At 71.9% G+C, this 24897-nt stretch carries 27 protein-coding genes and 1 tRNA gene; 16 read left to right on the forward strand and 12 right to left on the reverse strand.

The window, feature by feature from the left end; genetic code table 11:
* Positions 1–250: 250 nt before the first annotated feature.
* From I2501_RS10330 to I2501_RS10345, 4 genes are all read left to right on the forward strand, one after another.
* On the forward strand, positions 251–2071 hold the full coding sequence (locus I2501_RS10330) for an AMP-binding protein (RefSeq protein WP_196193563.1): 1821 nt from the start codon (positions 251–253) through the stop codon (positions 2069–2071).
* Between the two features lie 175 nt (positions 2072–2246).
* Positions 2247–4172: an acyl-CoA dehydrogenase family protein gene (locus I2501_RS10335; protein WP_196193564.1), complete on the forward strand. Its 1926-nt coding sequence runs from the start codon at positions 2247–2249 to the stop codon at positions 4170–4172.
* Positions 4169–5017, forward strand: coding sequence for a 4'-phosphopantetheinyl transferase family protein (locus I2501_RS10340; RefSeq protein WP_196193565.1), 849 nt, complete (start codon positions 4169–4171; stop codon positions 5015–5017). Before I2501_RS10335 ends, I2501_RS10340 begins: the two co-directional genes overlap by 4 nt.
* An 87-nt stretch (positions 5018–5104) precedes the next feature.
* Positions 5105–5177 (forward strand) — tRNA-Lys (locus tag I2501_RS10345).
* A 206-nt stretch (positions 5178–5383) separates the two neighbouring features.
* On the opposite strand, the gene I2501_RS10350 is transcribed toward I2501_RS10345, so the two are convergent.
* Positions 5384–5572, reverse strand: coding sequence for a hypothetical protein (locus tag I2501_RS10350; protein ID WP_408022717.1), 189 nt, complete (start codon positions 5570–5572; stop codon positions 5384–5386).
* A 789-nt stretch (positions 5573–6361) separates the two neighbouring features.
* Here I2501_RS10350 and I2501_RS10355 point away from each other — a divergent pair.
* Positions 6362–6592 (forward strand): ribbon-helix-helix domain-containing protein, encoded by a 231-nt coding sequence (locus I2501_RS10355; RefSeq protein WP_215909408.1) that lies wholly within the window; start codon positions 6362–6364, stop codon positions 6590–6592.
* Positions 6589–7065 (forward strand): PIN domain-containing protein, encoded by a 477-nt coding sequence (locus I2501_RS10360; RefSeq protein ID WP_196193567.1) that lies wholly within the window; start codon positions 6589–6591, stop codon positions 7063–7065. Before I2501_RS10355 ends, I2501_RS10360 begins: the two co-directional genes overlap by 4 nt.
* A 110-nt stretch (positions 7066–7175) precedes the next feature.
* Here I2501_RS10360 and I2501_RS10365 read toward each other — a convergent pair whose 3' ends face one another.
* The 4 genes from I2501_RS10365 to I2501_RS10380 all read right to left on the reverse strand — a co-directional run bounded on the left by I2501_RS10365 (position 7176) and on the right by I2501_RS10380 (position 9560).
* The gene (locus tag I2501_RS10365) at positions 7176–7379 is read right to left on the reverse strand and encodes a cold-shock protein (protein ID WP_196193568.1); all 204 of its coding nucleotides are present in this window, start codon (positions 7377–7379) and stop codon (positions 7176–7178) included.
* A 262-nt stretch (positions 7380–7641) separates the two neighbouring features.
* Positions 7642–7914 carry a hypothetical protein gene (locus I2501_RS10370; RefSeq protein WP_196193569.1) on the reverse strand — a complete coding sequence of 91 codons (273 nt, stop codon included), beginning with the start codon at positions 7912–7914 and terminating at the stop codon, positions 7642–7644.
* A gap of 127 nt (positions 7915–8041) precedes the next feature.
* Positions 8042–8806 carry a glucose 1-dehydrogenase gene (locus I2501_RS10375; RefSeq protein WP_196193570.1) on the reverse strand — a complete coding sequence of 255 codons (765 nt, stop codon included), beginning with the start codon at positions 8804–8806 and terminating at the stop codon, positions 8042–8044.
* Between the two features lie 109 nt (positions 8807–8915).
* Positions 8916–9560, reverse strand: coding sequence for a TetR family transcriptional regulator (locus I2501_RS10380; RefSeq protein WP_196193571.1), 645 nt, complete (start codon positions 9558–9560; stop codon positions 8916–8918).
* 72 nt (positions 9561–9632) lie between these two features.
* Here I2501_RS10380 and I2501_RS10385 point away from each other — a divergent pair, with 72 nt between their 5' ends.
* The 5 genes from I2501_RS10385 to I2501_RS10405 all read left to right on the forward strand — a co-directional run bounded on the left by I2501_RS10385 (position 9633) and on the right by I2501_RS10405 (position 14548).
* A complete protein-coding gene (locus I2501_RS10385) occupies positions 9633–10211 on the forward strand; it encodes a pyridoxamine 5'-phosphate oxidase family protein (protein WP_196193572.1) in 579 nt (192 codons plus the stop codon).
* A 184-nt stretch (positions 10212–10395) separates the two neighbouring features.
* The gene (locus tag I2501_RS10390) at positions 10396–10845 is read left to right on the forward strand and encodes a hypothetical protein (protein WP_196193573.1); all 450 of its coding nucleotides are present in this window, start codon (positions 10396–10398) and stop codon (positions 10843–10845) included.
* A gap of 2 nt (positions 10846–10847) precedes the next feature.
* Positions 10848–11174, forward strand: coding sequence for a hypothetical protein (locus I2501_RS10395; RefSeq protein ID WP_196193574.1), 327 nt, complete (start codon positions 10848–10850; stop codon positions 11172–11174).
* 88 nt (positions 11175–11262) lie between these two features.
* Positions 11263–12414 (forward strand): Gfo/Idh/MocA family protein, encoded by a 1152-nt coding sequence (locus I2501_RS10400; protein WP_196193575.1) that lies wholly within the window; start codon positions 11263–11265, stop codon positions 12412–12414.
* Between the two features lie 79 nt (positions 12415–12493).
* A complete protein-coding gene (locus tag I2501_RS10405; RefSeq protein ID WP_196193576.1) occupies positions 12494–14548 on the forward strand; it encodes a S9 family peptidase in 2055 nt (684 codons plus the stop codon).
* Between the two features lie 8 nt (positions 14549–14556).
* On the opposite strand, the gene I2501_RS10410 is transcribed toward I2501_RS10405, so the two are convergent.
* Positions 14557–14895: a cupin domain-containing protein gene (locus tag I2501_RS10410; RefSeq protein ID WP_196193577.1), complete on the reverse strand. Its 339-nt coding sequence runs from the start codon at positions 14893–14895 to the stop codon at positions 14557–14559.
* A 97-nt stretch (positions 14896–14992) separates the two neighbouring features.
* Between I2501_RS10410 and argS the strand changes: the two genes are divergently transcribed.
* Both argS and I2501_RS10420 read left to right on the forward strand, forming a co-directional pair.
* On the forward strand, positions 14993–16822 hold the full coding sequence (argS, locus tag I2501_RS10415; RefSeq protein WP_196193578.1) for an arginine--tRNA ligase: 1830 nt from the start codon (positions 14993–14995) through the stop codon (positions 16820–16822).
* A 474-nt stretch (positions 16823–17296) separates the two neighbouring features.
* Entirely contained in the window at positions 17297–17896 is a 600-nt protein-coding gene (locus I2501_RS10420; RefSeq protein ID WP_196193661.1) for a DedA family protein, read from the forward strand.
* 14 nt (positions 17897–17910) lie between these two features.
* Here the strand turns inward: I2501_RS10420 and crcB are convergent, their stop codons facing one another.
* From crcB to I2501_RS10440, 4 genes are read right to left on the reverse strand one after another with little or no spacing between them, the layout of a single operon-like run.
* Entirely contained in the window at positions 17911–18279 is a 369-nt protein-coding gene (gene crcB, locus I2501_RS10425) for a fluoride efflux transporter CrcB (RefSeq protein WP_196193579.1), read from the reverse strand.
* Complete coding sequence (locus tag I2501_RS10430) at positions 18279–18659, reverse strand: DUF190 domain-containing protein (protein ID WP_196193580.1); 381 nt, start codon at positions 18657–18659, stop codon at positions 18279–18281. Before I2501_RS10430 ends, crcB begins: the two co-directional genes overlap by 1 nt.
* Positions 18656–19141: a fluoride efflux transporter FluC gene (locus tag I2501_RS10435; RefSeq protein ID WP_328806298.1), complete on the reverse strand. Its 486-nt coding sequence runs from the start codon at positions 19139–19141 to the stop codon at positions 18656–18658. Before I2501_RS10435 ends, I2501_RS10430 begins: the two co-directional genes overlap by 4 nt.
* Before the next feature lie 25 nt (positions 19142–19166).
* Positions 19167–20864, reverse strand: a complete 1698-nt coding sequence (locus I2501_RS10440; protein WP_196193662.1) for an LCP family protein — start codon at positions 20862–20864, stop codon at positions 19167–19169.
* Positions 20865–21137: 273 nt separating this feature from the next.
* Here I2501_RS10440 and I2501_RS10445 point away from each other — a divergent pair, with 273 nt between their 5' ends.
* From I2501_RS10445 to I2501_RS10455, 3 genes are read left to right on the forward strand one after another with little or no spacing between them, the layout of a single operon-like run.
* A complete protein-coding gene (locus I2501_RS10445; protein ID WP_196193582.1) occupies positions 21138–22367 on the forward strand; it encodes an ABC transporter ATP-binding protein in 1230 nt (409 codons plus the stop codon).
* Positions 22364–23023, forward strand: a complete 660-nt coding sequence (locus I2501_RS10450; protein ID WP_196193583.1) for an ABC transporter permease — start codon at positions 22364–22366, stop codon at positions 23021–23023. The genes I2501_RS10445 and I2501_RS10450 overlap by 4 nt, the downstream gene beginning before the upstream one ends.
* Complete coding sequence (locus tag I2501_RS10455) at positions 23020–23688, forward strand: ABC transporter permease (RefSeq protein WP_328806299.1); 669 nt, start codon at positions 23020–23022, stop codon at positions 23686–23688. The genes I2501_RS10450 and I2501_RS10455 overlap by 4 nt, the downstream gene beginning before the upstream one ends.
* A 149-nt stretch (positions 23689–23837) precedes the next feature.
* On the opposite strand, the gene I2501_RS10460 is transcribed toward I2501_RS10455, so the two are convergent.
* Both I2501_RS10460 and I2501_RS10465 read right to left on the reverse strand, forming a co-directional pair.
* Positions 23838–24365 carry a GTP-binding protein gene (locus I2501_RS10460; protein WP_196193664.1) on the reverse strand — a complete coding sequence of 176 codons (528 nt, stop codon included), beginning with the start codon at positions 24363–24365 and terminating at the stop codon, positions 23838–23840.
* A 43-nt stretch (positions 24366–24408) separates the two neighbouring features.
* On the reverse strand, positions 24409–24849 hold the full coding sequence (locus I2501_RS10465) for a DUF742 domain-containing protein (RefSeq protein ID WP_196193665.1): 441 nt from the start codon (positions 24847–24849) through the stop codon (positions 24409–24411).
* Between the last annotated feature and the right edge of the window lie 48 nt (positions 24850–24897).

Below are 24897 nucleotides of genomic sequence, written 5' to 3' on the forward strand. Positions count from 1 at the left end.
GTTGCGCGCGGGTGACCGGACGGGGTCGCCGTGGGTTCGTGGCGCGGGGTTCCTGCTCGGGCCTCGTGCCGGTTCTTGCTTCGGATGTGCGGCCCTTTACCGCCGTTGTCGCCGCATTGCCGACGATTGCGCGGTCCACGGCTCGACGAGCGCGCGTCCAGCCGCAATCACGGCCGCGTTCGAGGCCCTTCCGAGGCGGGGCGCGCAGACTTCACAGAATCATTCGCACGGCCTGCAATGGGGGTAGGGCATGCACGCGGAGCGAACTCTCACCGGCGACGTCATCGCGGCACTGCGGACACGACCGGACCGGGAGGCCCTCGTCGTGGTCCACCCCGACGGCCGTGACGAGCGCGTCAGCGCAGCCGAACTCGACCGCGACGCCCGGGCGGTGGCCGCAGAACTCCAGGCCCGCCGCGCGACCGGACGCCAGGTCCTGGTGGCCATGAGCCCCGGACGGGACCTCGTCGTCGCCCTGCTCGCCTGCCTCTACGCCGGATCTGTGGCCGTCCCCGCGCCGCTGCCCGGCGTCTCCCGTGCGGCGGGCGAGCGGACCACCGCGATCGTCAAGGACTGCGCGGCCTGCCTGGTCCTCACCCGGGCCGAGTCGGCCGCCGAGATCTCCCGCCTGCTCGCCGCCGCCGGACGCCACGACGTCCCGTGCCTGGTCGTCGACGCGGTGGCGACCCGACGCGATCCGGGCGAGTGGACACCGCCCCGGCTCTCCGGCGGCGACCTCGCGCTGATCCAGTACACCTCCGGGACCACGGCGCTCCCGCGCGGTGTCCGGATCACCCAGGCCAACCTGTGCGCGGCCATGGACGCGGTCCGCACGGTCTTCGACACCGGCCCGCAGTCGCGCATCGGCGGCTGGCTGCCGTACTACCACGACCTCGGCCTGATCGGGCAGTTGCTGCACCCGCTCTGGCTGGGCGCGACCGCCGTGCTGATGCCGCCCGAGCTCTACCTCGCCGACCCTGCCGCCTGGCTGCACGCCATCGGCCGGTACGGAGTGACGACCGCCGCCGCGCCCGACTCCGCGTACGCACGCTGTGCGGCGGAGGTGACGGACGACCAGCTGGCCTCGCTGGACCTGTCCCGCTGGCACACCGCCGTCAACGCTGCCGAGACGGTCCAGGCGACCACGCTCGCGGCGTTCCGCCGCCGCTTCGCCGCGGCCGGGCTGCCGGAGGGCGCCCAACGTCCCGCCTACGGCCTGGCCGAGGCCACGCTGCTGGTCGCGGCCGGCCGGGAGCCGGGCGGTTGGCAGGCGGCCGGTCGGGAGCTGGGTGGTCGGCAGCTGGGCAGTCGGGGCGCGGAAGGCACGGTCTTCTCGGCGGACCGCCTCCAACTGGGACGCGGGCTGCTCCGGCCCGCCGAGGTCGCGGCCGACGGCCGGGCCGTGGTGGCGAGCGGGATGCCCGCGCCGGGCATGGAGCTCGTGGTGGTCGACCCGCGCACCGGCGCCGAACTCCCGGACGGTGCCGTGGGGGAGATCCTGGTCGGCGGCCCGTCCGTGGCCCCCGGCTACTGGGGACGCCCGCTGGAAACCGGCGAGGTCTTCGGCCGCCGTGGCTCCTCCGGGAGCGGCAACTCCGGAGGCAGCGGCCTCCTCGCCACCGGCGACCTCGGGGCGCTGCTCGACGGGCAGCTCCATGTGCTCGGCCGCCAACGCGAGTTGCTCAAGGTCGACGGTCGCTCCCTCCATCCCCAGGAGATCGAGCGCCAACTGCTGGACTGCGGCGCCATGCTGGCATCGGCCGTGGTCTTCGCCGTCGGCGGCGGCAGCGAGCAGTTGATCGTGGTGCAGGAGGTCCGCGGCACCGTGCGGTCCCACGGTGGCCACGCGGAGCTGGTGGCCAAGGTCCGCCGCTGCCTGGCCGAGGAGTTCGGCGCGGTCGCGGACGGCGTGGTGCTGGTCCGGCCGGGCACGGTCCGCCGCACCACCAGCGGCAAGGTCCGCCGCTCGGTGCTGCGGGAGAACTTCCTGCGCGGTGAGCTGCGGGCGCTCCACGCCGAGTGCACCGAGCAACTTCGTTGCGACATACCGGAGTTCATCGCAACCGCGTAGGCCGTTCCGCCGGTGGCCGCCCGCCCTGGAACCGGGCGAGTCGTGTACGAGCCGAACTCCAGCCCCGCCCCAGCGGAGCGCGATGTCCCGCCCACAGACTCGCGCCTGCCGGCCCCCGAACGGATCATCATCCGTGTCGGGAGGCAGGGCCTGCACCAGGGAGTGAGGGACAGCCGTGACACTTCAGCCCACCTGGACCGCGAGCGGCGCATCGAGCGGCAGTGCGAGCGACAGCGCGAGCGGCCCAGCCATGCGGAGAGCGATCGGCACAGCGACGCGCCCAGTGACCGGCACCGCGCCGCACGCACGACGCCGCGCCGCGCAGGCCCGCTTCGCCGAGATCGAGACGGCGTTCGGCGACCCCTGGGACCCGGCCGCCCCGCTCGGATTCCGCGCCCTACTGGCCGCCGACAGCGCGTCGACGGTCCCGCAGGCCGCCCTCGCCCTCACCCGGGACCTCGGTCTGGCCGCGGAGTTCGTACCCACCGCGCTCGGCGGCAACCTCGACGGCGTCGACGTGCTGGGCCTGCTGCTGCGCCCGGTCTTCCGCCGCGACGTGGCCCTGGCCGTCCGCTCCACGCTGAGCTCCTTCCTGGCGGCCACGCACGTGTGGATCAACGGCGACGAGCAGCAACAGCGGCTCACCGCCGACACGTTGCGCGCGGGCGGCACGATGGCCGTCGCCTTCCAGCACTTCGTCCACGCCGCCGACCTCGCGGGCGACGAGCTCACGGTCGCCCGCACCGCCGACGGCGGCCTGCTGCTCGGCAGCGGCCGGCAGGTCGTCTGCAACGGCGCGGACGCCGACCTCTTTGTCGCCTTCGCCCGCGTCGGCGTCGCGCCTGAGGGGTCTTCCGACGCACCCGAGGCACCTGAGGCATCCGAGGGCTCCGACGTGGGTGCCGACGCCTGCACCGCCGTCCTCGTCCCTCTTCGCGAGCTGCACCACGGCAGCGCGCGCCTGCTCGACCGCGTCCCCACCGAGGCCGTCCCGGGCCTCGAACTACGCGGCCTCGCCTTCGACGACTGTGCGCTGCCCGCTGCCGCGCTGCTCGGCACCTGGGGGCGGGGCGTCGAGGAGGGCCTGCGCGCCTACCCCGTCGTCCACGCCGCCGCGCCCGGCATGCTGATCGGCGTGGCCGACACGGCGTTGCGCACGGCCGCCCGGTTCGCGGTCCAGGTCGGCGTCGCCGGACGCCCGCTGGCGCGCGTCCGCAACGCCCGCCACGCGCTGGCGGCCACCTTCGTCGACCTGCTGGTCGGCGACTGCGTCAGCCTGGTCGCCGGTCGGGCGCTGCACCTGCTGCCGGGGCAGTGCAACGCGCTGGCCGCCGTGGCGACGTACCTGGTCCCGCCGATGCTGGAGGAGGCGCTGCGCCACCTCGCGGTGGTGATGGGCGAAGCCCTCCACGGCCAGGACCACGGCCAGGACCAGGGCCGGGACCACGGTCATGACGGGGAGGCGTACGGCATCTTCGCCAAGCACCTGCGCGACATGGACGCGGTCAGCTTCTGCCATGTCAGCCGCGCCGTCTGCCAGGTCGCGATCGCGCCCTGCCTGCCCGGCATCGCCGCCGACCCGGCTCGCTCCGGCCTCGCGCCCGAGGAGCTGTTCCACCGCTACGGAGCGCTCCCGCCGCTGGACCCGCAGCGCCTCTCCGCCGGCGGCGGCCACGACGGCCTGGCCGCATGGTTCCTGGCGCTCCCCGACCTCTTCGCCCTCCCCGCCGAGGACGCTCCGCTCGCCGATCTCCTCTCCCGCCAACTCACCGAACTCCGTGCCGAGTTCGACGAGATCTTCGCGGAGGCGGCAGCGCTCCCGGGCGACGACGCCCACGTCCTCGCCCTCCCGCTGGTGGACCGCTACGCGCTGGCCCTCGCCGCCGTCTGCTGCCTCGGCGTGCACCGGCAGGCCGGAGGCGACCCTTTCCTCTCCTCCCTCGACTGGATCGTCACGGCCCTCGACCGGCTGCTGCGCCGGGCAGGCCGGTCCACCCCGCCGGTCCCGAGGGAGGTGACGGAGCGCCTCTGCGCCGAGGTGCTGCGCCGTGACCGCGAGGCGCGCAGCCTCGACCTCTACGATCTGGAGCTCGCCGGATGACCCGGCTGGTCGTCCCCGCCGCCGTCCACCTGGTCACCGGCCCGGACGGTCCGTGGGGCGCGGTCCGCCGCGACTTCGCCCGCACCGGCGTCGGCCTGGTCCACGGCTCGACGGTGCAGTGGCAGCAGCAGGACGGCGAGAGCCTGCGCGGCCTCCTCGGCCGCGACTTCGACCGCGAGCGCCGGAGCGGCCCCGGCGGCGCGCAGTTCGTGGCCACCCGACTGCTGGTCAAGCACCTGGTCGCACGGCTGCTCGGCACCCTCCCCGGCACGGTCGAGCTCGGCCAGGCCCTCACCGGGCGTCTGTATGTGCGGGGTTGCGACCAGATCGACCTCAGCCTCAGCCACACCGGCGACGTGATGCTGGTCGGCATCACCTCCCTCGGCCGGATCGGCGTCGACGTCGAACCGTTCGACCGCCCGCTCAGCGGCAGCGGCGTCGAACGGCAGATGTCCACCGCTCCGGAGCTGGCGGAGGTCGCCGACCTGCCCGAACCGGCGCGCAACGACCGCCTGGTCCGGCGCTGGACGCTCAAGGAGGCCTACACCAAGGCGCTGGGCCTCGGCCTGGCCTACCCCTTCAACGGCTTCGGCTTCGACCTCGACGCGGAGCTGCCCCGCTTGCTGACCGCCGACGGCTCCCCGGTCCCGGGCCGCTCCTGGCACTTCCGCACGCTCTCCGTCGGCCCATCCCACGTCGGCGCCCTCGCCCTCCACGACCGCACCCTCGCCAACCCCGCCGACCCCGGCACGCCCGGCCACCCCACCGACGTGGACCTCTCCACCTCCCTCGACCCCCGCGCCCTCCTCGCGGTCCGCCGAGCCCTCCACACCCCGACCCCCTGACCCGCCGCACCCCGCCACAACCCAGGAGCCCAAGCCCGACCGGGTAGGCTACGCTCTGGCCGGTCCAGCCTTCTCCGGACCGCGCACGGGGCGCTAGCTCAATTGGCAGAGCTGCGGACTTTTAATCCGTAGGTTGTGGGTTCGAGCCCCACGCGCCCCACAACCTCCCTCCCAGGTCAGAGCGATCGACCTGGGATTCTCTGTCAGCGGTCCCCAATGGGTGCTCGTCGGCCGTCGCCGTGAGCGCGATGTGGGCGCCTTCCCGTGGCGAAGCCCTAACCGAGCACGAGCGATTCATCGCCGAAGTCGGCCACGATCTTCAACTTGCCGCCCAGCGCGGCCACGTAAGCCGCAAGCGTGTCGACCTCACAGCGGCCGAGCTTCCCTCGACACACCCATCCGGGCTGCGAGTTCGGTCTGCGTCGCATGCCGGCGCTGCCGGATCTCGGCCAGACGGTGGGCTCGGACCTCGGCCCGGAGCGCGTCCGCACGGACAGCGATGTCGGCCTGGTCTTCGACGTCGAAGAGCTCATCCTTGAGTGCGCTCCAACTCATGGCGGCAGGGCCGGAAGGAGTGTTCACAGGCCGTCCTTTCGTCAGCTCTCAGTATGCGGATTTGCGAGCCTCGGAGGCGACAGGCGTAGCGAGGTAATCCGGGTACGCGTTCGGCTTCCTGACTGCACTGTTGTGCCAGGTCGGGGCGCGCGACCTCGGATTGTCTACGTCCGGCAGACGAGGCGGTTGCCCTCGCCCACCTACGGCTCCGGGGAGGCAGCTGGCCCGACAGGATTCGCTGACTCGACACGCCTCGCGTTCCGGCGGACGACGGGATTGACGTCGTGCTGCGTCGACCCGTCGTAGATGTCCACGTTCAGAGCCAGACCCGGGGATGTGCTGGTGATCAGGTCGACCACGAAGCCGATCGCCTCCCACATACCCACCCTTCGGCGTGCATCTGGCGGCCCCAGCACCTCCCACGCCCAGCCGACAGCTGCCCGAGCGACCCGTACGTCACCGCAGGACTGGCCGCGGGCGGCATCCTCCATCACACGGTGACGGACGGTCTTGGACAGCCCCGCCCACTGACGCCTCGCGAAGTCGCCTCTCGGGATGTTCTCGCTCTGCAACATCGCGCCTCCCCTCCGCGTGAACAAGCACATGGTCCTCCGACGGAGCGCTCACGTCATCCACCCCCGTCCACGAACATGTCGGAGCCGCCCTCGTGCGGTCCGTGGTCAGGAGGGTCGATCGTCCGCAAGGGCCGAGCACTCCTACCGAGTTTGGAGTGGCTTCCTTCGGTGGGGAATGTGGATATGTACCGTCACATGTACTAGTCTGAGGTGTATGAAGCGGACGAACGTGTACATCGACGAAGCGCACGACGCGCAGCTGAAGGAGATCGCCGCCCGAACCGGCCGGAGCGAGGCGGAGCTGATCCGCGCCAGCATCGAGCGGTTCATCCTCTCCGAACGCGCGTGGCAGGACGACCTGGAGGACTGGCCCACCTTCGACAGCGGTGATCCGACTCTGGCGTCGCGCAGCGACGAAATGCTCGCTCGTGGGTTCGGCCGTTGATCACCATTGCGGACACATCCGTCCTGCTCGCCTCGGCTGACCGGGCCGACCCCCTCCATCGGCAATGCCGTGCCGTTCTCAGTGGGGCGGTGGCCGGAACGGTAGTGATCTCGCCACTGGTCATGGCTGAGCTCGACTACCTGATCGGCTCCACCAAGACGCTCGGCCCCGACGCATCACTGGCCATGCTGCGCGGGATCGCGCAGCGGGAAGCCAGCGGACGTTTCATCCTCGGTGTTCTCGACGCCGAACTTCTCGCCCACGCCATGGCTGTCATGACGCGTTACCGTGAGCTTGCTCCGGGCCTGACTGACGCCGTCAACGTCGGCCTGGCAGCTCGCTACGCCACCACGCGCATCATGACGCTGGACCAGCGCCATTTCCGGGTGATGCGCCCCTTGGCCAACGGTCCCGCGTTCACCATCCTGCCCTTCGACGACCCTTCGTTGAGTAGCGGCGTCCCACCCACCTGACACCCCGGTGCGACCCGTCCCGGCAGGGCTGGCGGGCGCGGAACACGACGCCCGGCCGGGAGGAGGACCTCCCGGCCGGGCGTCGCTGTTTGGGTTGGCGCTGGTTCGCGTCAGCCGCGGACGACGTTCGCGGCCTGCGGGCCCTTCGGGCCCTGCTCGACGTCGAAGGTGACCGTCTCGCCCTCGTTGAGCTCGCGGTAGCCGGTCGAGTTGATCGCGGAGTAGTGGACGAAGACGTCCGGGCCGCCGCCCTCCTGCGCGATGAAGCCGAAGCCCTTCTCGGCGTTGAACCACTTCACGGTGCCCTGAGCCATGGCATTCTCCCTGTCGGGACGCGGGGCGCTCGCTGCTGAGCCCCCCTGGGGTCGGTCGCGTCCTCGAACAGCAGGTGAAGCGGTACCGCGGACAGCGAACTACGAAATCGGCTCTACCCCGGCAACCACCCCGGCGAAACGCGTCGGACACGGCTACCCGGCGCGCCGTCCCGGTATCGGATCACAAAAGTGGTACAGCACAGAAAGCCCAGTTCATACCGCTTCTGGGCATATGCTCTGCGCCCGCCCCGTGGCGAACGGATCAGCTCTCGTGGAGGGCCCGCGAACAGGCCTTGCACTCCCACGGAGTGAGGTTCGGCGGGTACCAGCTCGCGCCCGGCCCCGACGGGTGGTAGCTGTGCTTCTCCATCCCCGCCGTGGCCAGGCCGCAGAGGGTGGTGTCGGCCGGATCGCCTGCGACGTCGTCGGCGGCGCGGGCGGCGTGGACCGCGCGCAGGCCGCCGACCACCCAGCTCTTGCCCTCGACGTCGGGGGTGTGTTCGGCCTGCGGCTCGATCATCACGATGACACCCATGTCTCCACGATCACCCGTGTCACGGGGGCCCGCATCCCGGCCGGACCCGGGGCGAATTGCGACCGTCTGAGCCGTCCCCGCCGTGTGGGTCGGGGAGGAGTGAGTCAGGAGTGAAGCAAGGCGAAACCTACTGGCCCATCACGTACTTGACCGTCGGGCCCGTGGTCCAGCCGCCGTCGACGGCCAGCTCCGCGCCGGTGATGTAGGACGCGGCGTCGGAGAGCAGGAAGCAGCTGGCCGCGGCGATCTCGGCGGCCTCGCCGACCCGGCCCATCGGGGTGTTGGGGTAGTTGCCCTCGCCGCGCTGGATGCCGACGCCGGCCGTCATCGGGGTGTAGGTCATGCCCGGGTGCACCGAGTTGACCCGGATGCGGTCCGTACCGAGCTCGACCGCGCCGATCTTGGAGAGGCCGCGGACGCCCCACTTGGACGCGCCGTACCCGGCGGTGAGCGCCAGGCCCATCAGGCCGGCCGCCGAGGAGATGTTGACGATCGAGCCGCCGCCCGCCTCGCGCAGGGCGGGGATCACGGTCTTCATGCCGATGAAGACGCCGGTCAGGTTGATGTCGAGGACGCGGCGGAAGTGCTCGACCGACTCGTCGGCGAGGAAGCTGCCGGTGGAGATGCCCGCGTTGTTGACCAGGCCGTTCACGCCGCCGAAGGTGTCCAGCGTGAAGGTCAGGACGTCGGCCCAGTCCTGCTCGGAGGTCACGTCGTGGTGGTGGTAGCGGGCGCGGTCGCCGAGCTCGGCGGCGGTGGCCGTGCCGTCCTCGTCGAGGACGTCCGTGATCACGACGTTGGCGCCCGCCGCGACCGCCTGCCGCGCGGTCTCGGCGCCGAGGCCGCGGGCGCCGCCGGTGATGATGACGGTCTTGCCGTTGAGGTCGAACATGGTGCGCTCCTTCGAGGTGTAGCACTTCAGGTGTGGCACGTCAGCGGTGTGGCACGTCCGTGGCGTACCACTTCGGTGAGGTGGCACGTCGGTGTGGCTGGTGCCGGAGTTACGAACCCGCCGTGGCGGACGGCGGATGCGGTGCGGTGAGCAGCGCCGCGGTCATGGAGACGAGGTCGGCCAGGAAGACCGTCTCGTCGGTCAAGGGGGGCTCGCGGTCGGCCAGTTGGCGGGCGCGCTCGGCGAGGGCGGCGCCGATCAGGGTGAGCGCCAGGTCGAGGCGCTCCAGCCGGACGGGCTCCGGCAGCGCGCCGAGCGGGCGTTCCAGCTCGCAGATCAGCCGCCAGTAGCCGGTGCCGGCGAGGCCGGGATGGGGCTCACGGGTGCGGATGCCGCTGCGGTGGCTGATCTGGGCGGAGATCCGCAGGCAGTGGCGTCCGCGCTCGGTGCGCAGCTCCGTGCCCTCGGCGGTGACCAGCGCGTCGAGCAGCTCGACGAGCGGCAGGCCGGTCGGGTCCGGCTGCTGCTGGGCGAGCACGGCCTCGACGCGCTGCTGCCGCTCGGCCATCAGCGCGAGCAGCAGGTGCTCGCGCGAGCCGAAGTGGTACTGCACGGCGGAGGGGTTGGCCTGCCCGGCGAGCGCGACGATGTCGCGCAGCTGCGCTCCGTCGACGCCGCGCGTGGCGAAGAGCTGCTCGGCCGCGAGGATCAGGCGTTCGCGGGTGCTCGGGCCGTTGGTCGGGGTGCGTGCCATGCATCCACGGTAATGCTGGCCATTATTAATTGCGAACGGGCAGGTCAGGGCCACCAGACGCAGACTGGAGCCATGGCAGAGACAGAGACGGACGCGGAGACAGCAGACGCGGAGACAGAGGCACTGGCGGAGCCGGCGCCGCAGCCGGTGCGGATCCCGATGGCCTGGCCGGAGGTGCGCACCCGGTTGGCTGGGGCCCGCAACTACTGGATCTGCACCGCCTCGCCGGACACCGGCCCGCATGCGATGCCCGTCTGGGGAGTCTGGGTCGGCGGACGCCTCTGGTTCAGCACCGGCGCACGCACGCGCAAGGCGCGCAATCTTGCGGTCGATTGCCGGGTCAGCGTCCATCTGGAGAGCGCTGCCGAACTGGTCTCCCTCCAGGGCACCGCCGAGCCCGTCCCCTCGGCCGACCGACCGCCGGAGGTGGACGCGGCGTACGCCGCGAAGTACGCGATGCCCAGAACCGGGGACCCGGGCACGATCGTGATCGGCGACTCACCGGTCTTCGCCGTCACTCCGCACCTCGGGTTCTCGTGGTTCGAGGGCGCTTTCCCCGAGTCGATGACCCGCTGGCGCTTTCCCGAAGCCGCGCATGTGACGCACGAGTTGGGGGAGCCGACCGGCGAGGTCGCCTCGTATCCCGCGTAGCCGCCCACCTGGCTCTGCCCGGCTCCGACCGGCTCTGCCCGGCACTGCCCGGTTCCGACGTCCTCTTCGGCGAAGTTCACCGCGGACCACAGAGATTCCACAAAGTGCCCTCCTACGCTCCGCGAGCGGCTGGACGACAGTTCGGGTCATCCAGCCGCCCACGGAGTTCGAAGGAGTAGGTCTCATGATCCGTTTCAAGAAGAGTGCACGCGTCGCCGTGGCCGGAGTGGCCCTCACCGGGGCCCTGCTCGCGGGCGGGCCCGCGTTCGCCGCGAGCGGCAGCGCGACCACCAGCTCCACCGGCGGCTCCACCGCCGCCACCGCTCCCGCCGCGCACGGACCGAAGGGCGACGGCGCCCACGCGCTCTGCGTCCGCGTGCCCAAGCTGGACAAGCGCATCCAGCGCGAGCTGCACCGCCTGAACGGCGGCGTCAACGTCGTCGGCTCGGTCGCCCGCCTGGAGCAGCGCGTCGACAACGCGAAGAAGGCCGGGCACACCGCCATCGCCACCTACCTCCAGGACCGGCTGAACTTCCGCAAGTCGCTCGTCACCACGCTCCAGCAGCGTGAGAGCGACCTCCAGGGCGTCCAGACCTGGTGCTCCGCGAACGACAACGGCAAGGGAGCCAGCTGAGCATGCGATCCCTGCGACCCGGACGATCCCGTCGTGCTGACGTGCCGACGGACATGGTCGGCCCGGCCTCCACGCGCACCACGCTGACGCGTGCCGCAGTCGGCTCACTGCTGGCGGCGGCGGTCCTGCTGGGCGCGACCGCCTGCGGTGGCGGCTCCGGCAGTTCGGCCGGATCCGCGCCCGCGTCGGGCACGGCCGCGTCGGCCGGCGCGACGCCGAACGCGGGCCAGACCGCAACGCTCCAGCAGGAGCAGGCGAAGGTCAACGCCGCCCAGTCGGCCGCCAACGCGGCGGACTCGGACGCGGCGAACGACCCCACCCAGCAGTAGCGGCGGCAGGACGGGTCGCGGTGGTGGCGCATCTCGACGGGGACGCACGGCAGTTCCGTGTGTCCCCACTCCCTGTCACAGTGGGTGCATGGGTCACCCTGCTCCCCCTTCAGCCTCCACCGTCGCCGCCGTCACGGCCGATACCGCCGAAACCGCCCCCACTTCCGCGCCTGTCTCCGGGCCCGACACCGAGCTGCGGATCGGCGTGCTCGGCGCGGCGGCCATCGCGCCCACCGCGCTGATCAAGCCCGCCGCGCAGACGCCCCGGGTGACCGTCGCCGCGGTCGCCGCACGCGACCGGAGCCGGGCGGAGATCTTCGCGCGCAAGCACGGGGTGCCTGTCATCCACGACGACTACGACGCGCTGCTGGCCGATCCGTCGATCGACGCGGTCTACATCCCGCTGCCCAACGGCCTGCACGCCGAGTGGATGCTGAAGGCGCTCGACGCCGGCAAGCACGTGCTCTGCGAGAAGCCGTTCACGGCCAACCGCGCCGAAGCCGAACTGGTCGCGAAGGCCGCCGACGCGGCGTACGCGGAGCGCGGGTTGGTGGTGATGGAGGCCTTCCACTACCGCTACCACCCGCTGGCGGAGCGGATGCGCGAGATCACGGCCTCCGGCGAGCTCGGCGAGATCCGCCGGATCGAGGCGCAGCTCTGCTTCCCGCTGCCGAAGTTCCAGGACATCCGGTACTCCTACGCTCTCGCGGGCGGCGCGATGATGGACGCGGGCTGCTACGCGCTCCACGTCGCACGGCTGCTGGGCGACGGCGGCGGCGTCGGCGATCCGCGCGTCGTCTCGGCACGCGCGTCGACGCTCCGCCAGGATCCGCGGATCGACCGGGCGATGGAGGCGGAACTGGCCTTCGAAGGCGGCGCGACCGGGCGGGTGCGGGCCTCGTTGTGGTCGCGGCGGGTGCTGTCCATGCGGGCCCGCGTGGTCGGCACGGAGGGCGAGCTCAGCGTCTTCAACTTCGTGGCACCGCAGGTCTTCCACCGACTCACGGTGCGCAGCCGCCGGGCGGCGGGCGGCAGTTCCGTAGTCCGCCGCGAGCGGATCAGCGCACCGAGCAGCTACGCCTGCCAGTTGGCGGCCTTCACCGCGGCGGTGCTCGACGGCGGTCCGGTGCTCACACCGCCGCGCGACGCGGTGGTGACGATGGGCCTGCTGGACGACGTCTACCGGGCGGCGGGCCTGCCCCTGCGCGGAGCGCCGGAAGAACAGGAAGCGCCGGAGTGAGCCGGTAGCGCCGGGCCGCGCAGCCGCAGCCCGGAAAATGGCGGGCGGGCCTGTACGGGGGTGTGCGAGTGTGCCTCGCATGGCTCCCGACTCGCCCTCCCTGCCGCGTCAGCTCGCCCGGACGCATCGCTTCTCGCTCGGCGTGCCCGGGCAGTTCACGCTCACCTCCGACGGTTCGACGGTGCTGTTCCTGCGCAGCCGGGGCGGCAGCGATCCGGTGGACTGCCTCTGGGCACGCGACGTGGCCGACGGCACCGAGCGCCTGCTCGCCGACCCGGCCGCGCTGGCGCCCGAGCAGGGTGGGATCGGCGCCTATGCGACCGACGCGAGCGGCCGGCGCATCGCCTTCGCCCTCGCCGGACGCCTGTGGACGCTGGACCTCGGCGACAAGGACGGCGACGGCGATGGTCATGCCACCCCCCGCCCGCTGACCCTCGACCCCGCCGCCGCGCCGCCGGTCGAGCCGCGTCCCGACCCGACCGGGCGGCGGATTGCCTACCGCAGCGGGCCGACCCTGCGCGTCGTGGAGTGGGACGGCACCGCCGACCGGGTCGTCGCCGCGCCCGAACCGGCGGAACTGGGCGGCGAGTTCGGCGCCGACGTCAGCTTCGGCGCGCCCGAGTACGTCGCCACCGCGTCCATGCACCGCACCCGTGGCTACTGGTGGTCGCCGGACGGGGAGCGGCTGCTGGTCGCCCGGGTCGACGTCTCCAGCGTGCAGCGCCGGTGGATCGCCGACCCGACCGACCCGACCGTCCGGCCCCGCGCGGCCCGCTACCCGGCGGCGGGCACGCCCAACGCGGACGTGAGCCTCTGGCTGGTCGACGCGGATTCACCGAAGAGGCATCAAGTCGCCTGGGACCGCGCGGCATTCGAGTACGTCACCGAGGCCGGATGGGACGAGCACGGCCCCTTCGCCTCCGTCCAGAGCCGGGACCAGCGCACCGTGCGCGTCCTGGCCGTCGACCCGGCGGACGGGACCACGAGCCGCCTCGCCGAGCAACGCGACGACGCCTGGGTCCAGCTCGTCCCCGGCCTGCCCGCCCGGACGGCATCCGGCGCCCTGCTCACCCACCTCGACCAGGGCGACACCCGCCACCTGGCGGTCGACGGCGTCGCGGGCACCCCGGCCGGGATCAACCTCGGTGCGGTCCTGTCCGTGGACGGCGAGTCGGTCCTCATCACCGCCGTCCCCGCGGACGACGTCTTCTCGGCCCACCTCTACCGCCTCGACCTCACCACCGGCGCGACGGAGCAGCTGACCCACGAGCCCGACGTGCACGAGGACGGTGTGCTGCGCGCCGGGACGCTGCTGCGCCCGGCGGACGTGCCGTCGTGCGCGGAGCAGCCGATCGGCGAGCTGCGCCGGACCCTGCTGCGGGTCGGCGAGCGGTCGCTCTGCACGGCGGTCTTCCTGCCGTCCTGGTACGAGCCGGGCAGCGGCGAGCGGCTGCCGGTACTGCTCGACCCGTACGCGGGCCCGGCGATCCAGCGGGTGACGGAGGGGCGGTTCTGGGTCGACGACGTCTCGCAGTGGTTCGCCGAGCAGGGCTTCGTCGTGCTGGCGATCGACGGGCGCGGCGTGCCGGGGCGGGGCCCGCGCTGGGAGCGCGAGGTCCATCTCGACTCCTTCGGCCCGGCGCTCCAGGACCAGATCGACGCGCTCCACGCGGTCGCCGCCGAGCACCCGGAGTTCGGGCTGGACCTGGACCGGGTCGCCATCCGCGGCTGGTCCTTCGGCGGCTCGCTGGCCGAGGCGGCGGTGCTGCGGCGCCCGGACGTCTTCCACGCGGCGGCGGCCGGGGCAGGCGTGACCGACCAGCACCTCTACGACACCCACTGGCGCGAGCGCTTCCTCGGCCACCCGGACGCCCAGCCCGCCGCGTACGAGGCCTGCGACCTGCTCCGGGACGCCCCCTCACTGCGTCGCCCGCTGCTGCTGATGCACGGCCTCGCGGACGACAACGTGTACCCGGCCAACACCCTGCGCCTGTCCAACGCGCTGCTGGCGGCCGGTCGCCCGTACGAGTTCCTGCCGCTGGCCCGCACGGGCCACCGCGTCACGGACGAGGCCCTGGCGGAGGGCATGCTCCTGCACCAGCTCGACTTCCTGCAGCGCGCGCTGGGGCTCTGAGGCCTGCCTCAGAACTCCGGCCCGGACACGCCGGTGACGGTGGTCAGCAGCACCACGGCGTCGCTGATCGCCAGCAGGTCGTGCCGCTCCTGCGGCACCTCCGCGAGCTCGCCTGCGGCAAGCTCCAGCGTGGCGCCCGACTCCGCGCTGAGCCGGATCTTCCCCTCCAGCACCTGGAGCGTCCCGGCGTGCGGAGCCTCGTGCTCGTCCAGCACCGAACCCTTGGTCAGCGCGATCAGCGAGGTCCGCAGCATGTTCATGTGCAGCAGCAGGCGTGAGGCCCGGCCGTGACTGGACGACCGCGCCTGCTGCAGCTGCGTCGCGGCAACGAGCGGAAGTTCGTGCATGTGATCAGTGTGTGCGCGCCGGATCGGTCCTGCCATCCGGAGTCCGCCGGCGAAAAGCAGATGCTGTGTGTGCCGGCGGCTCGCCACAATGCCCGGCATGAGTCCCTCCTCCTTCGCGCCTGTCGTGACGGCGCACGCCGCGTCCACCCCCGTCGAGCCTCTCGCGGTCGTGGTCGAGCGACGCGTCGCGGCCGCGATGGGAGGGGCGTCACCGCTGCTGCGGCGGAGCAACCGGGCCGACTTCCAGGCCAACGGCGTCCTGCCGCTGGCCAAGGCGGAGCGGCGGCAGCCCGCCGCGCTCGCAGCCGAGATCGCGGCGCGGATTCCGGTGGACGACGTCGTCCTCGTCTGCCGGCCCTCCGGTCCGGGGTTCCTCAACATCACCGTCAGCGACGGCGCCCTGCTGCGGAACCTCGCCGCCCGGGCGGCCGACGCCCGGCTCGGCGTCGCGCCGAAGAGCGCACCCGGCGTGACCGTCATCGACTACAGCTCACCGAACATCGCCAAGGAGATGCACGTCGGCCACATCCGGTCGACGGTGATCGGCGACGCCCTCGCCCGGGTGCTGGCCTTCACCGGCGAGACGGTGGTCCGGCGGAACCATCTGGGCGACTGGGGTACCTCCTTCGGCATGCTGATCCAGCAGTTGGCCGAGACGACGGGCCTCGCAGGCGACATGCAGGTGCCCGAGCTCTCCGACGTGTACCAGCAGGCACGGGCGCGGTTCGACGCCGATCCGGACTTCGCGGAGCGGGCACGGCTGCGGGTCGTGGCCCTCCAGAGCGGGGACACCGAGACAGTGGCAGCCTGGCAGCGGCTGGTCGCCGCCTCGCGGCGCTACTTCGCCCGGGTCTACGCCGAACTGGGTGTCCTGCTCGAGGACGCCGACGCGCTCGGCGAGAGCCACTACAACCCGATGCTGGCGCAGGTCTGCGCGGACCTGGAGCGGGCAGGGATCGCGGTTCCCTCCGACGGCGCGCTCTGCGTCTTCCCGTCGGACGGCGCTGACGGCCCTGACGGCTCTCACGGCCCTGACGGCGCAGGCGGTGCGGCCGGTCCGGAGGGCCTGGGCAGTGCGCCGCTGATCGTCCGGAAGGGTGACGGCGGCTACGGCTATGCCGCGACCGACCTGGCCGCCGTCCGGGACCGGGTCGACGGTCTGGGAGCGACCCGGCTGCTCTACCTGGTCGACGCCCGGCAGGCCCGGCACTTCGCCCAGGTTTTCGACACCGCCCGGCGGGCAGGCTGGCTGCCGCCGGAGGTGACGGCCAGCCACCTGGCCTTCGGCACGATCCTCGGCCCGGACGGACGCCCGTTCAAGACGCGGTCCGGCGACACCGTCCGGCTCCAGGACCTGATTGACCAGGCTGTCGCCGCCGCCCGGACCGTCGTCGCCGAGAAGAACCCGGACCTCGCCCCGGAGGAGCTGGAGGCGCGGTCCCGGCAGGTCGGCATCGGCGCGCTCAAGTACGCGGACCTGTCCAACAACCGGGTCAAGGACTACGTCTTCGACCCGGCCCGGATGGTGTCGCTGACCGGTGACACCGCGACCTACCTCCAGTACGCGCACGCCCGGATGCGCTCGGTGCTGCGGAAGGCGGGTGTCACGGGTGTCACGGCGGTCGCGGGCGTCCCGGCGGCCGGAGCTTCCGTCGCGCTTGAACCCGCCGAGCGGGCGCTCGGGCTGCTGCTGGACGAGTTCGGCGCGGCGGTCGACGCCGTCGCCGAGAGCTGCGAGCCGCACCGGCTCTGCTCCTACCTCTCGGCCCTGGCTTCGGCGTTCTCGACGTTCTGGGAGCAGTGCCCGGTGCTGAAGGCGGAGGACGGGGCGGTCCGGGACACCCGGTTGCTGCTCTGCGCGCTCAGCGCGCGGACCCTGGCACAGGGCATGGACCTGCTGGGCATCGAGGCGCCGGAACGGCTGTAGAGCCATCTGTGGCGGCGTCGCGACGGCCAGTGATCCACAGGCCGCGCGGCGTCGTCCAGTCCTGGGGAAAAGCGCGATCCCGGGCCTGGCCGGGAGGGAGAGGGCCAGCGGGCACCCATGGATAGATCTCATGACGAGACGTCAATTCTCATGTCAGTAACGCCAGTTGAATGTCTTCGCGGTCCCGCGCGGGCTGTGGGCGCGCTCCTGTGAACGGTCGAGGGGAGGTGTGGGGCGGCAACCAGGCTCGGCTCGGCCGAACGGGGCGAGTGGAGATATCCACAAAACGATTCCCAGCCCTGTGGATAACTCGAACGGCCGCATCGTCAGGCTGCGGCCATACCCGACCGGGGTGTCTCCACCCTCCGGAGGAGGCCTCGGCGGGCGAGATCAGCACCAGGGGCTGATGAACCCTGCCGCCGTTCGGGCTACGGTTCAGAAGTGTTGACGAACCTGCTCGCAGCGGTGAACCCGATGAACGGGTCCTCGCTGCTGTCCGCGTTCGGTGCGCTCGCCGTGCTGGTCGTGACCTTCGCCGAATCCGGCCTGCTCATCGTGGGCTTCTTCCTGCCGGGCGACACCCTGCTGTTCCCCGCAGGAGTCCTGTGCGCGACGGGGGCCGCGCACGGCGGGAGCGGTCTGTCGCTGTGGCAGGTGATGGTCTGCGCGGCGGTCGGCGCGTGCGTGGGCGCGCAGGTCGGCTACTACATCGGCCGCCGCGGCGGACGCGCGATGCTGGCCCGGTCGCACTCCGTCCGGCTCAAGGAGGTCGTCACCCGCGGGGAGGAACTGCTCGCCCGCTACGGGCAGCGCAAGGCGATCCTCATCGGCAGGTTCATTCCGATGGTCCGCACGGTCCTCGGCCCGGTGGCCGGTGTCCTGGAGGTCCCCGCGAAGACGTACACGCTGTGGCAGGTGGTCGCGGGGATCGCGTGGTCGCAGAGCCTGGTGCTGTTGGGCTACTGGCTCGGCGCGGAGGTCCCGGGTGTGGACAACTACCTGCTCCCGCTGGTCGCCCTGGTGGTCGTGGTCTCGTTCCTCCCGGTGCTGTTGCAGCGGCGCAGAAGGAACTGATCAGGCGACTGCACCTACAGCGTCGAGACCAAGGCGAACCCCGCCGCCGCTGAGGCCAACCCGGCGACCAGCGAGCCGCAGGCGTTGAGCGCGGCCTCCGCCCGCGCCCCAGCGGTCAGCAGCCGCAACGTCTCGTAGCCGAAGGTCGAGAACGTCGTCAGGCCGCCGCAGATCCCCGTGCCCGCGAAGAGCGAGATGTCCGGGGACCAGCCGTGGTGGGCCACACCGGAGGCGATCCCGCCGAGGACAAAGGACCCCACGACGTTCACGGTGAACGTCCCCCACGGGAACACGCTGTCGTGGCGGGACTGGACCGCACGGTCGGTCAGGTAACGCAGGGGCGCGCCCAGCATGCCGCCGACGAAGACGAGCAGAACCGCCATCAGCCCCCGCCCTCCCCGTCCGCGTCCCCGTCGTCGACATCCTCGGCGTCCTGGACATCCTCGACGACCTCCACGCGTTCCAGCGTGATCAGCCCGTTCCCCGCGCCCAGGACCTCCTGGACGGACGGGACGAAGGCCCGTACCTTCCGTTCCTCGTCGACGATGACGACCATCAGCGGCAGGTCGCCCGCCAGGTCCAGCAGGCGGGCGGTGTGGACGCGGCCGCCGTGGCCGAAGCCCTCGACGCCGCGGAAGACGCTGCCGCCGGCCAGGCCCGCGAGGTGGGCGCGGTGGACGATCTCGGTGGCGGCGGGGTGGTGGTGCCACTGCGCGTCCTCGCGCAGGTGGACTGTCAGGCGCAGATGTCCGGTGGCGCTCACTGTCGGCCCTCCGTCGGTCCTGTCGCGGGCACTGGCTCCGCCCCGGGTCCCGGTTCCTCATGTCCCCGTGGACGCCGCGCCCGGCCCGACAGCCGGGCCAGCGCCGCGCCCGCCGCGACTGCCGCGAGTCCGGCGAAGAGGCTCCCGGCCAGGTACGCGAACGCGGTCCCCGCGTGGCCGCCCGCCAGCAGGCCACGGCTCTCGACCACGGCCGTGGAGAAGGTGGTGAAGCCGCCGCAGATGCCGACGCCGAGGAACGGCCTGCGGTAGCGGGACGGCGGCCAGACCTCCAGGACCAGGTACATCAGCGCGCCCAGCACCGCGCAGCCGACCACGTTGGTCACGAAGGTGGCCCACGGGAAGCCCCCGGCCGGGGTCGGCATCGCGCGGCTCAGCCCGTACCGGGCGATGCTGCCGATCCCGCCGCCGAGCGCGATCACGGCCAGGACGTCGAGGTCCCTGGGTCCCTTCCGCGCGGTCACGCCAAGCATGCTAGATCGTCCGGCGTCAGGGAGCCGAGTTCGGCACGGTCGAGCTGAGCTCGTACGCGCGGGTCGGGGTCATCGGGCCGTAGCCGGGCAGGCTGACCGTGGCGAAGGTGCTGACCTGGGCGCAGCCGTCGCGCTGCGCGGCGGTCTGCGCGTGGGCGTTGTCGAGGGCCGCCTTGGTGTCGGCGGGCGCGGGCGCCGTGCCGCTGCCGGCGGGGAAGGTCGCGCCGGAGGGCCAGTCCGCGCCGATCAGCAGCACGATCGAGCCGACCGCGCTGTCCTGCTTGACCGCGCTCGCGGGGAGACCGAGTGACTTCGCGACGGCCTGGGCCTGCGCGGCGTGAGCGGCCGGGTAGCGCAGCGACGTGGTGGCGGCGGACGGGCCGGTCAGAGCCGCCGTCTGCTGGCTGTAGCCGTCGTCGAGCAGGGCCTGGGCAACCGCACCGGCCCGTCCCGTGACGGTGGTGCCGTTCTCGACCTTGACCGCGACACCGCTCTTGTCCACTGGCACAGAAGAAGGGGCAGCGGGCGCGCTCGGCTTCGCGCTGCCCGTCCCGCCGCCCTTGCCGGCGACCGCGCTGAGCGACTCGTCGTTGGCGATGGCGTCGAACATGTCCCGTGCCCCGGGCGCGATGACGACCCGTGAGTTGTCCGTCGGGTCGGCCGTCGTCTGCATGGTGGCGAACGTGATGTTGCCCGTCGGGACCTTGTTCAGCTCGTCGCCCAGCCCGAGCAGGCTGGTGATGCTGCCGAGCCCGTTGTCGACGGTCAGCGCCTTGGTCGCGGCGTTGGCCAGGTTCCACATGTCGCCGACGTTGGTCAGCGTCCCGGCGTCCTTGAGCTTGTTGACCAGCTGCGACAGGAACAGGTGCTGCGCGTAGGTGCGGCCCAGGTCGCTGCCGTCGCCGAAGCCGTGGCGGGTGCGGACGAACTCCAGCGCGGCCACGCCCTTGAGGGTGTGCGTCCCGGCGGAGAGCTTGAGGTGGGAGTAGGGGTCGTAGACGTTCTTGTCGACGCAGATCTGGACGCCGCCGACGGCGTCCGACATGTTCACCACGCCGCCGAAGTCGACCTTCATGAAGTGGTCGATGTGGATGCCGGTGAGCTGCTGCACCGCCGCGACGCTGCAACCGGGGCCCCAGTTAAGGGCGCTGTTGATCATGTCGGTGTGCGCGGGCTCACTCGGCTGGTTCGGGGCGGCCTTGCACTGCGGGACGGCCGTCTCCAGGTCGCGCGGGACGCTCATCACCGTCGCGTTGCTGCGGTCCGCCGAGACGTGCAGCACCATCTCCACGTCGGCGCGGGCGCCGGGGGAGTTGCAGTCGCCGCCCAGACTGCAGTCGGCGGAGCTGCTGCGCTCGTCCGAGCCGATCAGCAGGATGTTGATCGGGCTGCGGCCGAACGCGTCGACCTTCTCCGCGCCGCCGCTGCCGGTGCCGGAGAACAGGTCCGAGGAGCTGATGTTGCCGTTGAGCTTCTGGTAGGCCCAGACCGCGCCGACGCCGCCGATCAGCGCCAGTGACAGCCCGACAGCCCCGGCGATCCGCAGGTTCCTGCGGGCCGGTCCCCGGCGGACCAGTCGGCCGAAGCGGCCCACGCGGCCGACGCGACCGGGCAGCCCACGGTCCTTGGCGCGACCGTGTCGTCCCGCCGACCGGCCACCGACTGCGACGGCCCCGTTCAGGCTGTCGGCCTCGTCCTGGCCCTCGGTCCGCATCTCGGTCACGCTCAGTTCCTGTCGTTTTCTTGTCGTTTTCGGGTAGACGGCGACTCTGCCACAGGTATGGACCGCTCCGATGCGGCGAGGGTCACATCACAGGGTGCAGAAACGGTTGGATAAGGCGGTTTTGTCGCGGCACGCCCGGTGACAGATCGTTGACGCCTCCCGGAGGCCACTGAAAGATGAGTGGTCGTTGTCCCGTCAACACCCGGGAGAGACCTGCGGGGCGGGGGAGACGAGAGGTACGAAGCCCGAAGGGCGCACGCACTCGTGATAGAGATCGACGCCGTCAGCAAGCGCTACCCGGACGGGACCACCGCGGTCGACCGGTTGACCCTGGAGATCCCCGACAGGTCGATCACGGTGCTGGTCGGGCCGTCCGGCTGCGGCAAGACGACCACGCTCCGCATGATCAACCGCATGATCGAGCCGACCGACGGCCGGATCCTGCTGGACGGTCAGGACATCCGCGAACGACCGGTCAACGCGCTGCGGCGGTCCATGGGTTATGTGATCCAGCACGCCGGACTCTTCCCGCACCGCACCATCGTCGAGAACATCGGCACGGTGCCGCGCCTGCTCGGCTGGGACCGGCAGCGCAGCCGCAGCCGCGCGTTGGAGCTGATGGAGCGGGTCGGCCTGGACCAGTCGCTGGCCAAGCGCTACCCGTACCAGCTCTCCGGCGGTCAGCAGCAACGCGTCGGCGTGGCACGCGCGTTGGCCGCGGACCCGCCGGTGCTGCTGATGGACGAGCCGTTCTCGGCCGTCGACCCGATCGTCCGCAAGGGCCTCCAGGACGAGCTCCTGCGGATCCAGGCAGACCTGGGCAAGACCATCGTCTTCGTCACCCACGACATCGACGAGGCCATCAAGTTGGGCGACATGGTCGCGGTGCTGCGCGAGGGCGGGTACCTGGCCCAGTACGCGCCGCCGAACCAGCTGCTCTCCGCGCCCGCCGACGAGTTCGTCGAGGACTTCCTCGGCGCGGACCGAGGCATCCGCCATCTCTCCTTCTTCGACGCCTCCGGCCTGGAGCTCACCTCTGAGCCGATCGTCGCCGAGGACGCCACACCGGAGCAGATCCGCGCCCTGAGCGCGCGGACCGCGCCGCAGACCCCGTACCTGCTGGTCACCGACACGGAGGGCCGACCGCTCGGCTGGTCCCGCGCGGCCGATCTGGCCGCAGGCGCGGACGCCGAGCGGCTCCCTTACGGCCACGCGTTCCACCTCGGCCGCGACTCGCTCCGCGCGGCGCTCGACTCCGCGGTGCTGTCGCCGACGGGGTGGGCCGTGGCCGTCGACGACGAGGGCCGGGCGGCCGGAGTGGCCGCGCAGGAGACCATCGCCGAGGCGATCCGGACCGCGCACGCGGCACGAAGCGTGGTCACGGACAAGGTGGTCACGGGCCAGGCGGGTACGGAAAAGGTGGTCACGGGCCAGGCGGGCACGGGAAAGGTGGTCACGGACGAGGTGGCCATGGACAAGGGCGGGCGGTCGTGAACTTCGCCCAACGGTTCTTCGAGGTCCCCAGCGACCTGCAGAACACCTGGTGGGGGCTGGTTCTCTGGCAGCTCCAGCTCACTCTCGTCCCGGTCGCCGTCGGCCTCGCGGTTGCCCTGCCGCTGGGCATGCTCTGCGCCAGGTTCCGCTGGTTCTACCCGCCGGTTCTGGGCGTGTCCACGGTCTTCTACGCGATCCCCTCGCTGGCCTTCTTCGTCTTCCTCATCGACTACACCGGCGAGAGCAGCCTCACCGTCGAGATACCACTCACCGTCTACACACTGGTGGTGCTGGTCCCGGCCATCGTCGACGGCATGCGCTCGGTCTCCGAGGACGTCCGCGCCGCCGCCACGGCCATGGGCTTCGGCACGCTGCGCCGCTACCTGCAGGTGGAACTGCCGATCGCGGTCCCGGCCATCATCGCGGGCCTCCGGGTCGCCACGGTCTCCAGCGTCAGCCTGGTCAGCGTCGGCATGCTGATCGGCAACGAGGGCGCGCTCGGCAACCTGCTCTCCGACGCCCTCAACTACCAACGGCCGCTGCTCGCCTGGGACGCGGTGCTGAGCATCGCCGTCCTCGGCGTCGTGCTGGACGGCCTGTTGGTGCTGGCCCGACGGATCCTCACGCCCTGGGCGAGGAAGGCGGCCTCCGCGTGAACCTCTTCGGCTTCGCACAGCAGTTCTTCGACGACCCGACCCGCTGGTCCGGCCCGGACGGCATCCCGACGCGGCTCGCAGAGCACGTCGAGTACTCGCTGCTGGCCCTCGCCATCGCGATGCTGATCGCCCTCCCGATCGGCCTGATCACCGGCCACACCGGCCGCGGCGGCAACGCGCTCGCCGCGCTGGCGACGGCGGCGCGTGCGCTGCCCAGCTTCGGCCTGCTGGTGCTGCTCACCATCCTGATGGGGTTGGGTCTCACGCCGGTGATGGTCCCGCTGGTGGCGCTGGCCGTCCCGCCGATCCTGGTCACCACGTACGAGGCGATGCGGGGTGTCGACCCGTCACTGGTGGACGCGGCGAAGGGCATGGGGATGCCCCGGTCCCGCGTGCTGTGGCAGGTGGAGCTGCCGGTGGCACTGCCGCTGATCCTGAGCGGGATCCGCTCGGCGGCGATCCAGATCGTCTCGACGGCGACGATCGCGGCGTACGTCTCCTTCGGCGGCCTGGGCCGCTACATTGTCGACGGCCTCGCCCAACTGCGCTACGAGAAGGTCGTCGGCGGCGCTGCGCTGGTCGCTGCGCTGGCGTTGGTCACCCTGGGGGTGTTCTGGGCGTTGGGCCGAGTGCTGGTCTCCCCGGGCGTCCGCCGTTCGCGCTGAGGCTCGGTGCAACACCCAGGGGCGCGGGGCTCTGCTGATATGCGGCTCCGCCGCGTGGGCGCGAGTAACCACCCACGCAGCTGGCAGGCCGAACGAGCAGGGCCATCCGCACGGGGTGGTGTCTCGCGCAGTTCCCCGCGCCCCTGAGGTCAGCTCTCTGCGCGCTCCAGCGCCAGTTCCAGAACCACCAGCAACGCGTCCCGCACGCTGCCGCGTTCCCTCGCGTCGAAGAGGACCAGCGGCACCGAGTCCGGAATGTCCAGCGCCCAGCGGACCTCGTCGAGGTCGTGGTCGAGGTTGCCGTCGAAGACGTTGATCCCGACCGCGAACGGCAGGCCCTTGTTCTCGAAGTAGTCCACCGCGGCGAAGCAGTCGTCCAGTCGTCGCGTGTCCACGATGACCAGCCCGCCCAGCGCGCCCGCGACCAGGTCGTCCCACATGAAACCGAAGCGGTCCTGGCCGGGCGTGCCGAAGAGGTAGAGCTTCAGGGTCGGGTCGAGCGTGATGACCCCGAAGTCCATCGCCACCGTGGTGGTGGTCTTGTGCGGAGTGTGCGAAAGGTCGTCGACGCCGGCGGCGACCTCGGTGATGGACGCCTCCGTCGTCAGCGGCTCGATCTCCGAGATGGACGCCACGGTCGTGGTCTTGCCCACGCCGAAGCCGCCCGCGATCACCATTTTGACCGGCAGCGGAGGGCGGTGCGCGCCGGACGCGGAGGGGTTAGGCAGGACTGTTGTTGTCACGCTTGAAGCCTCGTGAGTCGGGGACGGCGCGCAGACCGTCGATCACCCGGCGGAGCACGGAGAGATCGTTGGCGGTGCCGACCTGGGGTGCGTGGACTGTCAGATGGTTGGCGGAGCGCAGGTCTCCTGCGACCACCCGTACCACGTTGAGGTGGAGGTGGAGTCGGGCCGCGAGCTCCGCGAGCGACAGCGGGTCCTGGCAGGCGGCGATGATGTCGTGCTGTTCGAACGTCAGCGTGGGCAGGTCGGCCAGACCCTGCGGCGTCGCGACGACCTGCGTCTCCAGCGGGAGGTAGGTGTCGTCGCTGACCCGCCCGGCGGTGACCAGGAACGGGCGCACGGACAGGCTCCGGCGCGGTGGCTCCGCCGTGGGCGCGGCGGAGCCGGGTCTCGGAGGGTCGTCGTCCGACTCCGGCATGACGTACGGGCGCAGCGGACGCGTCATCGCGTGGCTTCCCGTGTCGCT

Source organism: Streptacidiphilus fuscans, assembly GCF_015690355.1.
GTDB classification, from domain to species: Bacteria; Actinomycetota; Actinomycetes; order Streptomycetales; family Streptomycetaceae; genus Streptacidiphilus; species Streptacidiphilus fuscans.

Excerpts from the sequence above, each read along its gene's own strand:
- I2501_RS10395 (WP_196193574.1), top strand. The coding sequence starts at position 10,848 with ATGCGATCCCTGCGACCCGGACGATCCCGTCGTGCTGACGTGCCGACG.
- I2501_RS10410 (WP_196193577.1), bottom strand. The coding sequence starts at position 14,895 with ATGCACGAACTTCCGCTCGTTGCCGCGACGCAGCTGCAGCAGGCGCGG.
- I2501_RS10405 (WP_196193576.1), top strand. The coding sequence starts at position 12,494 with ATGGCTCCCGACTCGCCCTCCCTGCCGCGTCAGCTCGCCCGGACGCAT.
- I2501_RS10375 (WP_196193570.1), bottom strand. The coding sequence starts at position 8,806 with ATGTTCGACCTCAACGGCAAGACCGTCATCATCACCGGCGGCGCCCGC.
- I2501_RS10355 (WP_215909408.1), top strand. The coding sequence starts at position 6,362 with ATGAAGCGGACGAACGTGTACATCGACGAAGCGCACGACGCGCAGCTG.
- I2501_RS10390 (WP_196193573.1), top strand. The coding sequence starts at position 10,396 with ATGATCCGTTTCAAGAAGAGTGCACGCGTCGCCGTGGCCGGAGTGGCC.
- I2501_RS10330 (WP_196193563.1), top strand. The coding sequence starts at position 251 with ATGCACGCGGAGCGAACTCTCACCGGCGACGTCATCGCGGCACTGCGG.
- I2501_RS10380 (WP_196193571.1), bottom strand. The coding sequence starts at position 9,560 with ATGGCACGCACCCCGACCAACGGCCCGAGCACCCGCGAACGCCTGATC.
- I2501_RS10370 (WP_196193569.1), bottom strand. The coding sequence starts at position 7,914 with ATGGGTGTCATCGTGATGATCGAGCCGCAGGCCGAACACACCCCCGAC.
- I2501_RS10400 (WP_196193575.1), top strand. The coding sequence starts at position 11,263 with ATGGGTCACCCTGCTCCCCCTTCAGCCTCCACCGTCGCCGCCGTCACG.
- I2501_RS10460 (WP_196193664.1), bottom strand. The coding sequence starts at position 24,365 with ATGGTGATCGCGGGCGGCTTCGGCGTGGGCAAGACCACGACCGTGGCG.
- I2501_RS10420 (WP_196193661.1), top strand. The coding sequence starts at position 17,297 with ATGAACGGGTCCTCGCTGCTGTCCGCGTTCGGTGCGCTCGCCGTGCTG.
- crcB (WP_196193579.1), bottom strand. The coding sequence starts at position 18,279 with ATGGCGGTTCTGCTCGTCTTCGTCGGCGGCATGCTGGGCGCGCCCCTG.
- I2501_RS10465 (WP_196193665.1), bottom strand. The coding sequence starts at position 24,849 with ATGCCGGAGTCGGACGACGACCCTCCGAGACCCGGCTCCGCCGCGCCC.
- I2501_RS10385 (WP_196193572.1), top strand. The coding sequence starts at position 9,633 with ATGGCAGAGACAGAGACGGACGCGGAGACAGCAGACGCGGAGACAGAG.
- I2501_RS10340 (WP_196193565.1), top strand. The coding sequence starts at position 4,169 with ATGACCCGGCTGGTCGTCCCCGCCGCCGTCCACCTGGTCACCGGCCCG.
- I2501_RS10365 (WP_196193568.1), bottom strand. The coding sequence starts at position 7,379 with ATGGCTCAGGGCACCGTGAAGTGGTTCAACGCCGAGAAGGGCTTCGGC.
- argS (WP_196193578.1), top strand. The coding sequence starts at position 14,993 with ATGAGTCCCTCCTCCTTCGCGCCTGTCGTGACGGCGCACGCCGCGTCC.
- I2501_RS10440 (WP_196193662.1), bottom strand. The coding sequence starts at position 20,864 with ATGCGGACCGAGGGCCAGGACGAGGCCGACAGCCTGAACGGGGCCGTC.
- I2501_RS10350 (WP_408022717.1), bottom strand. The coding sequence starts at position 5,572 with ATGAGTTGGAGCGCACTCAAGGATGAGCTCTTCGACGTCGAAGACCAG.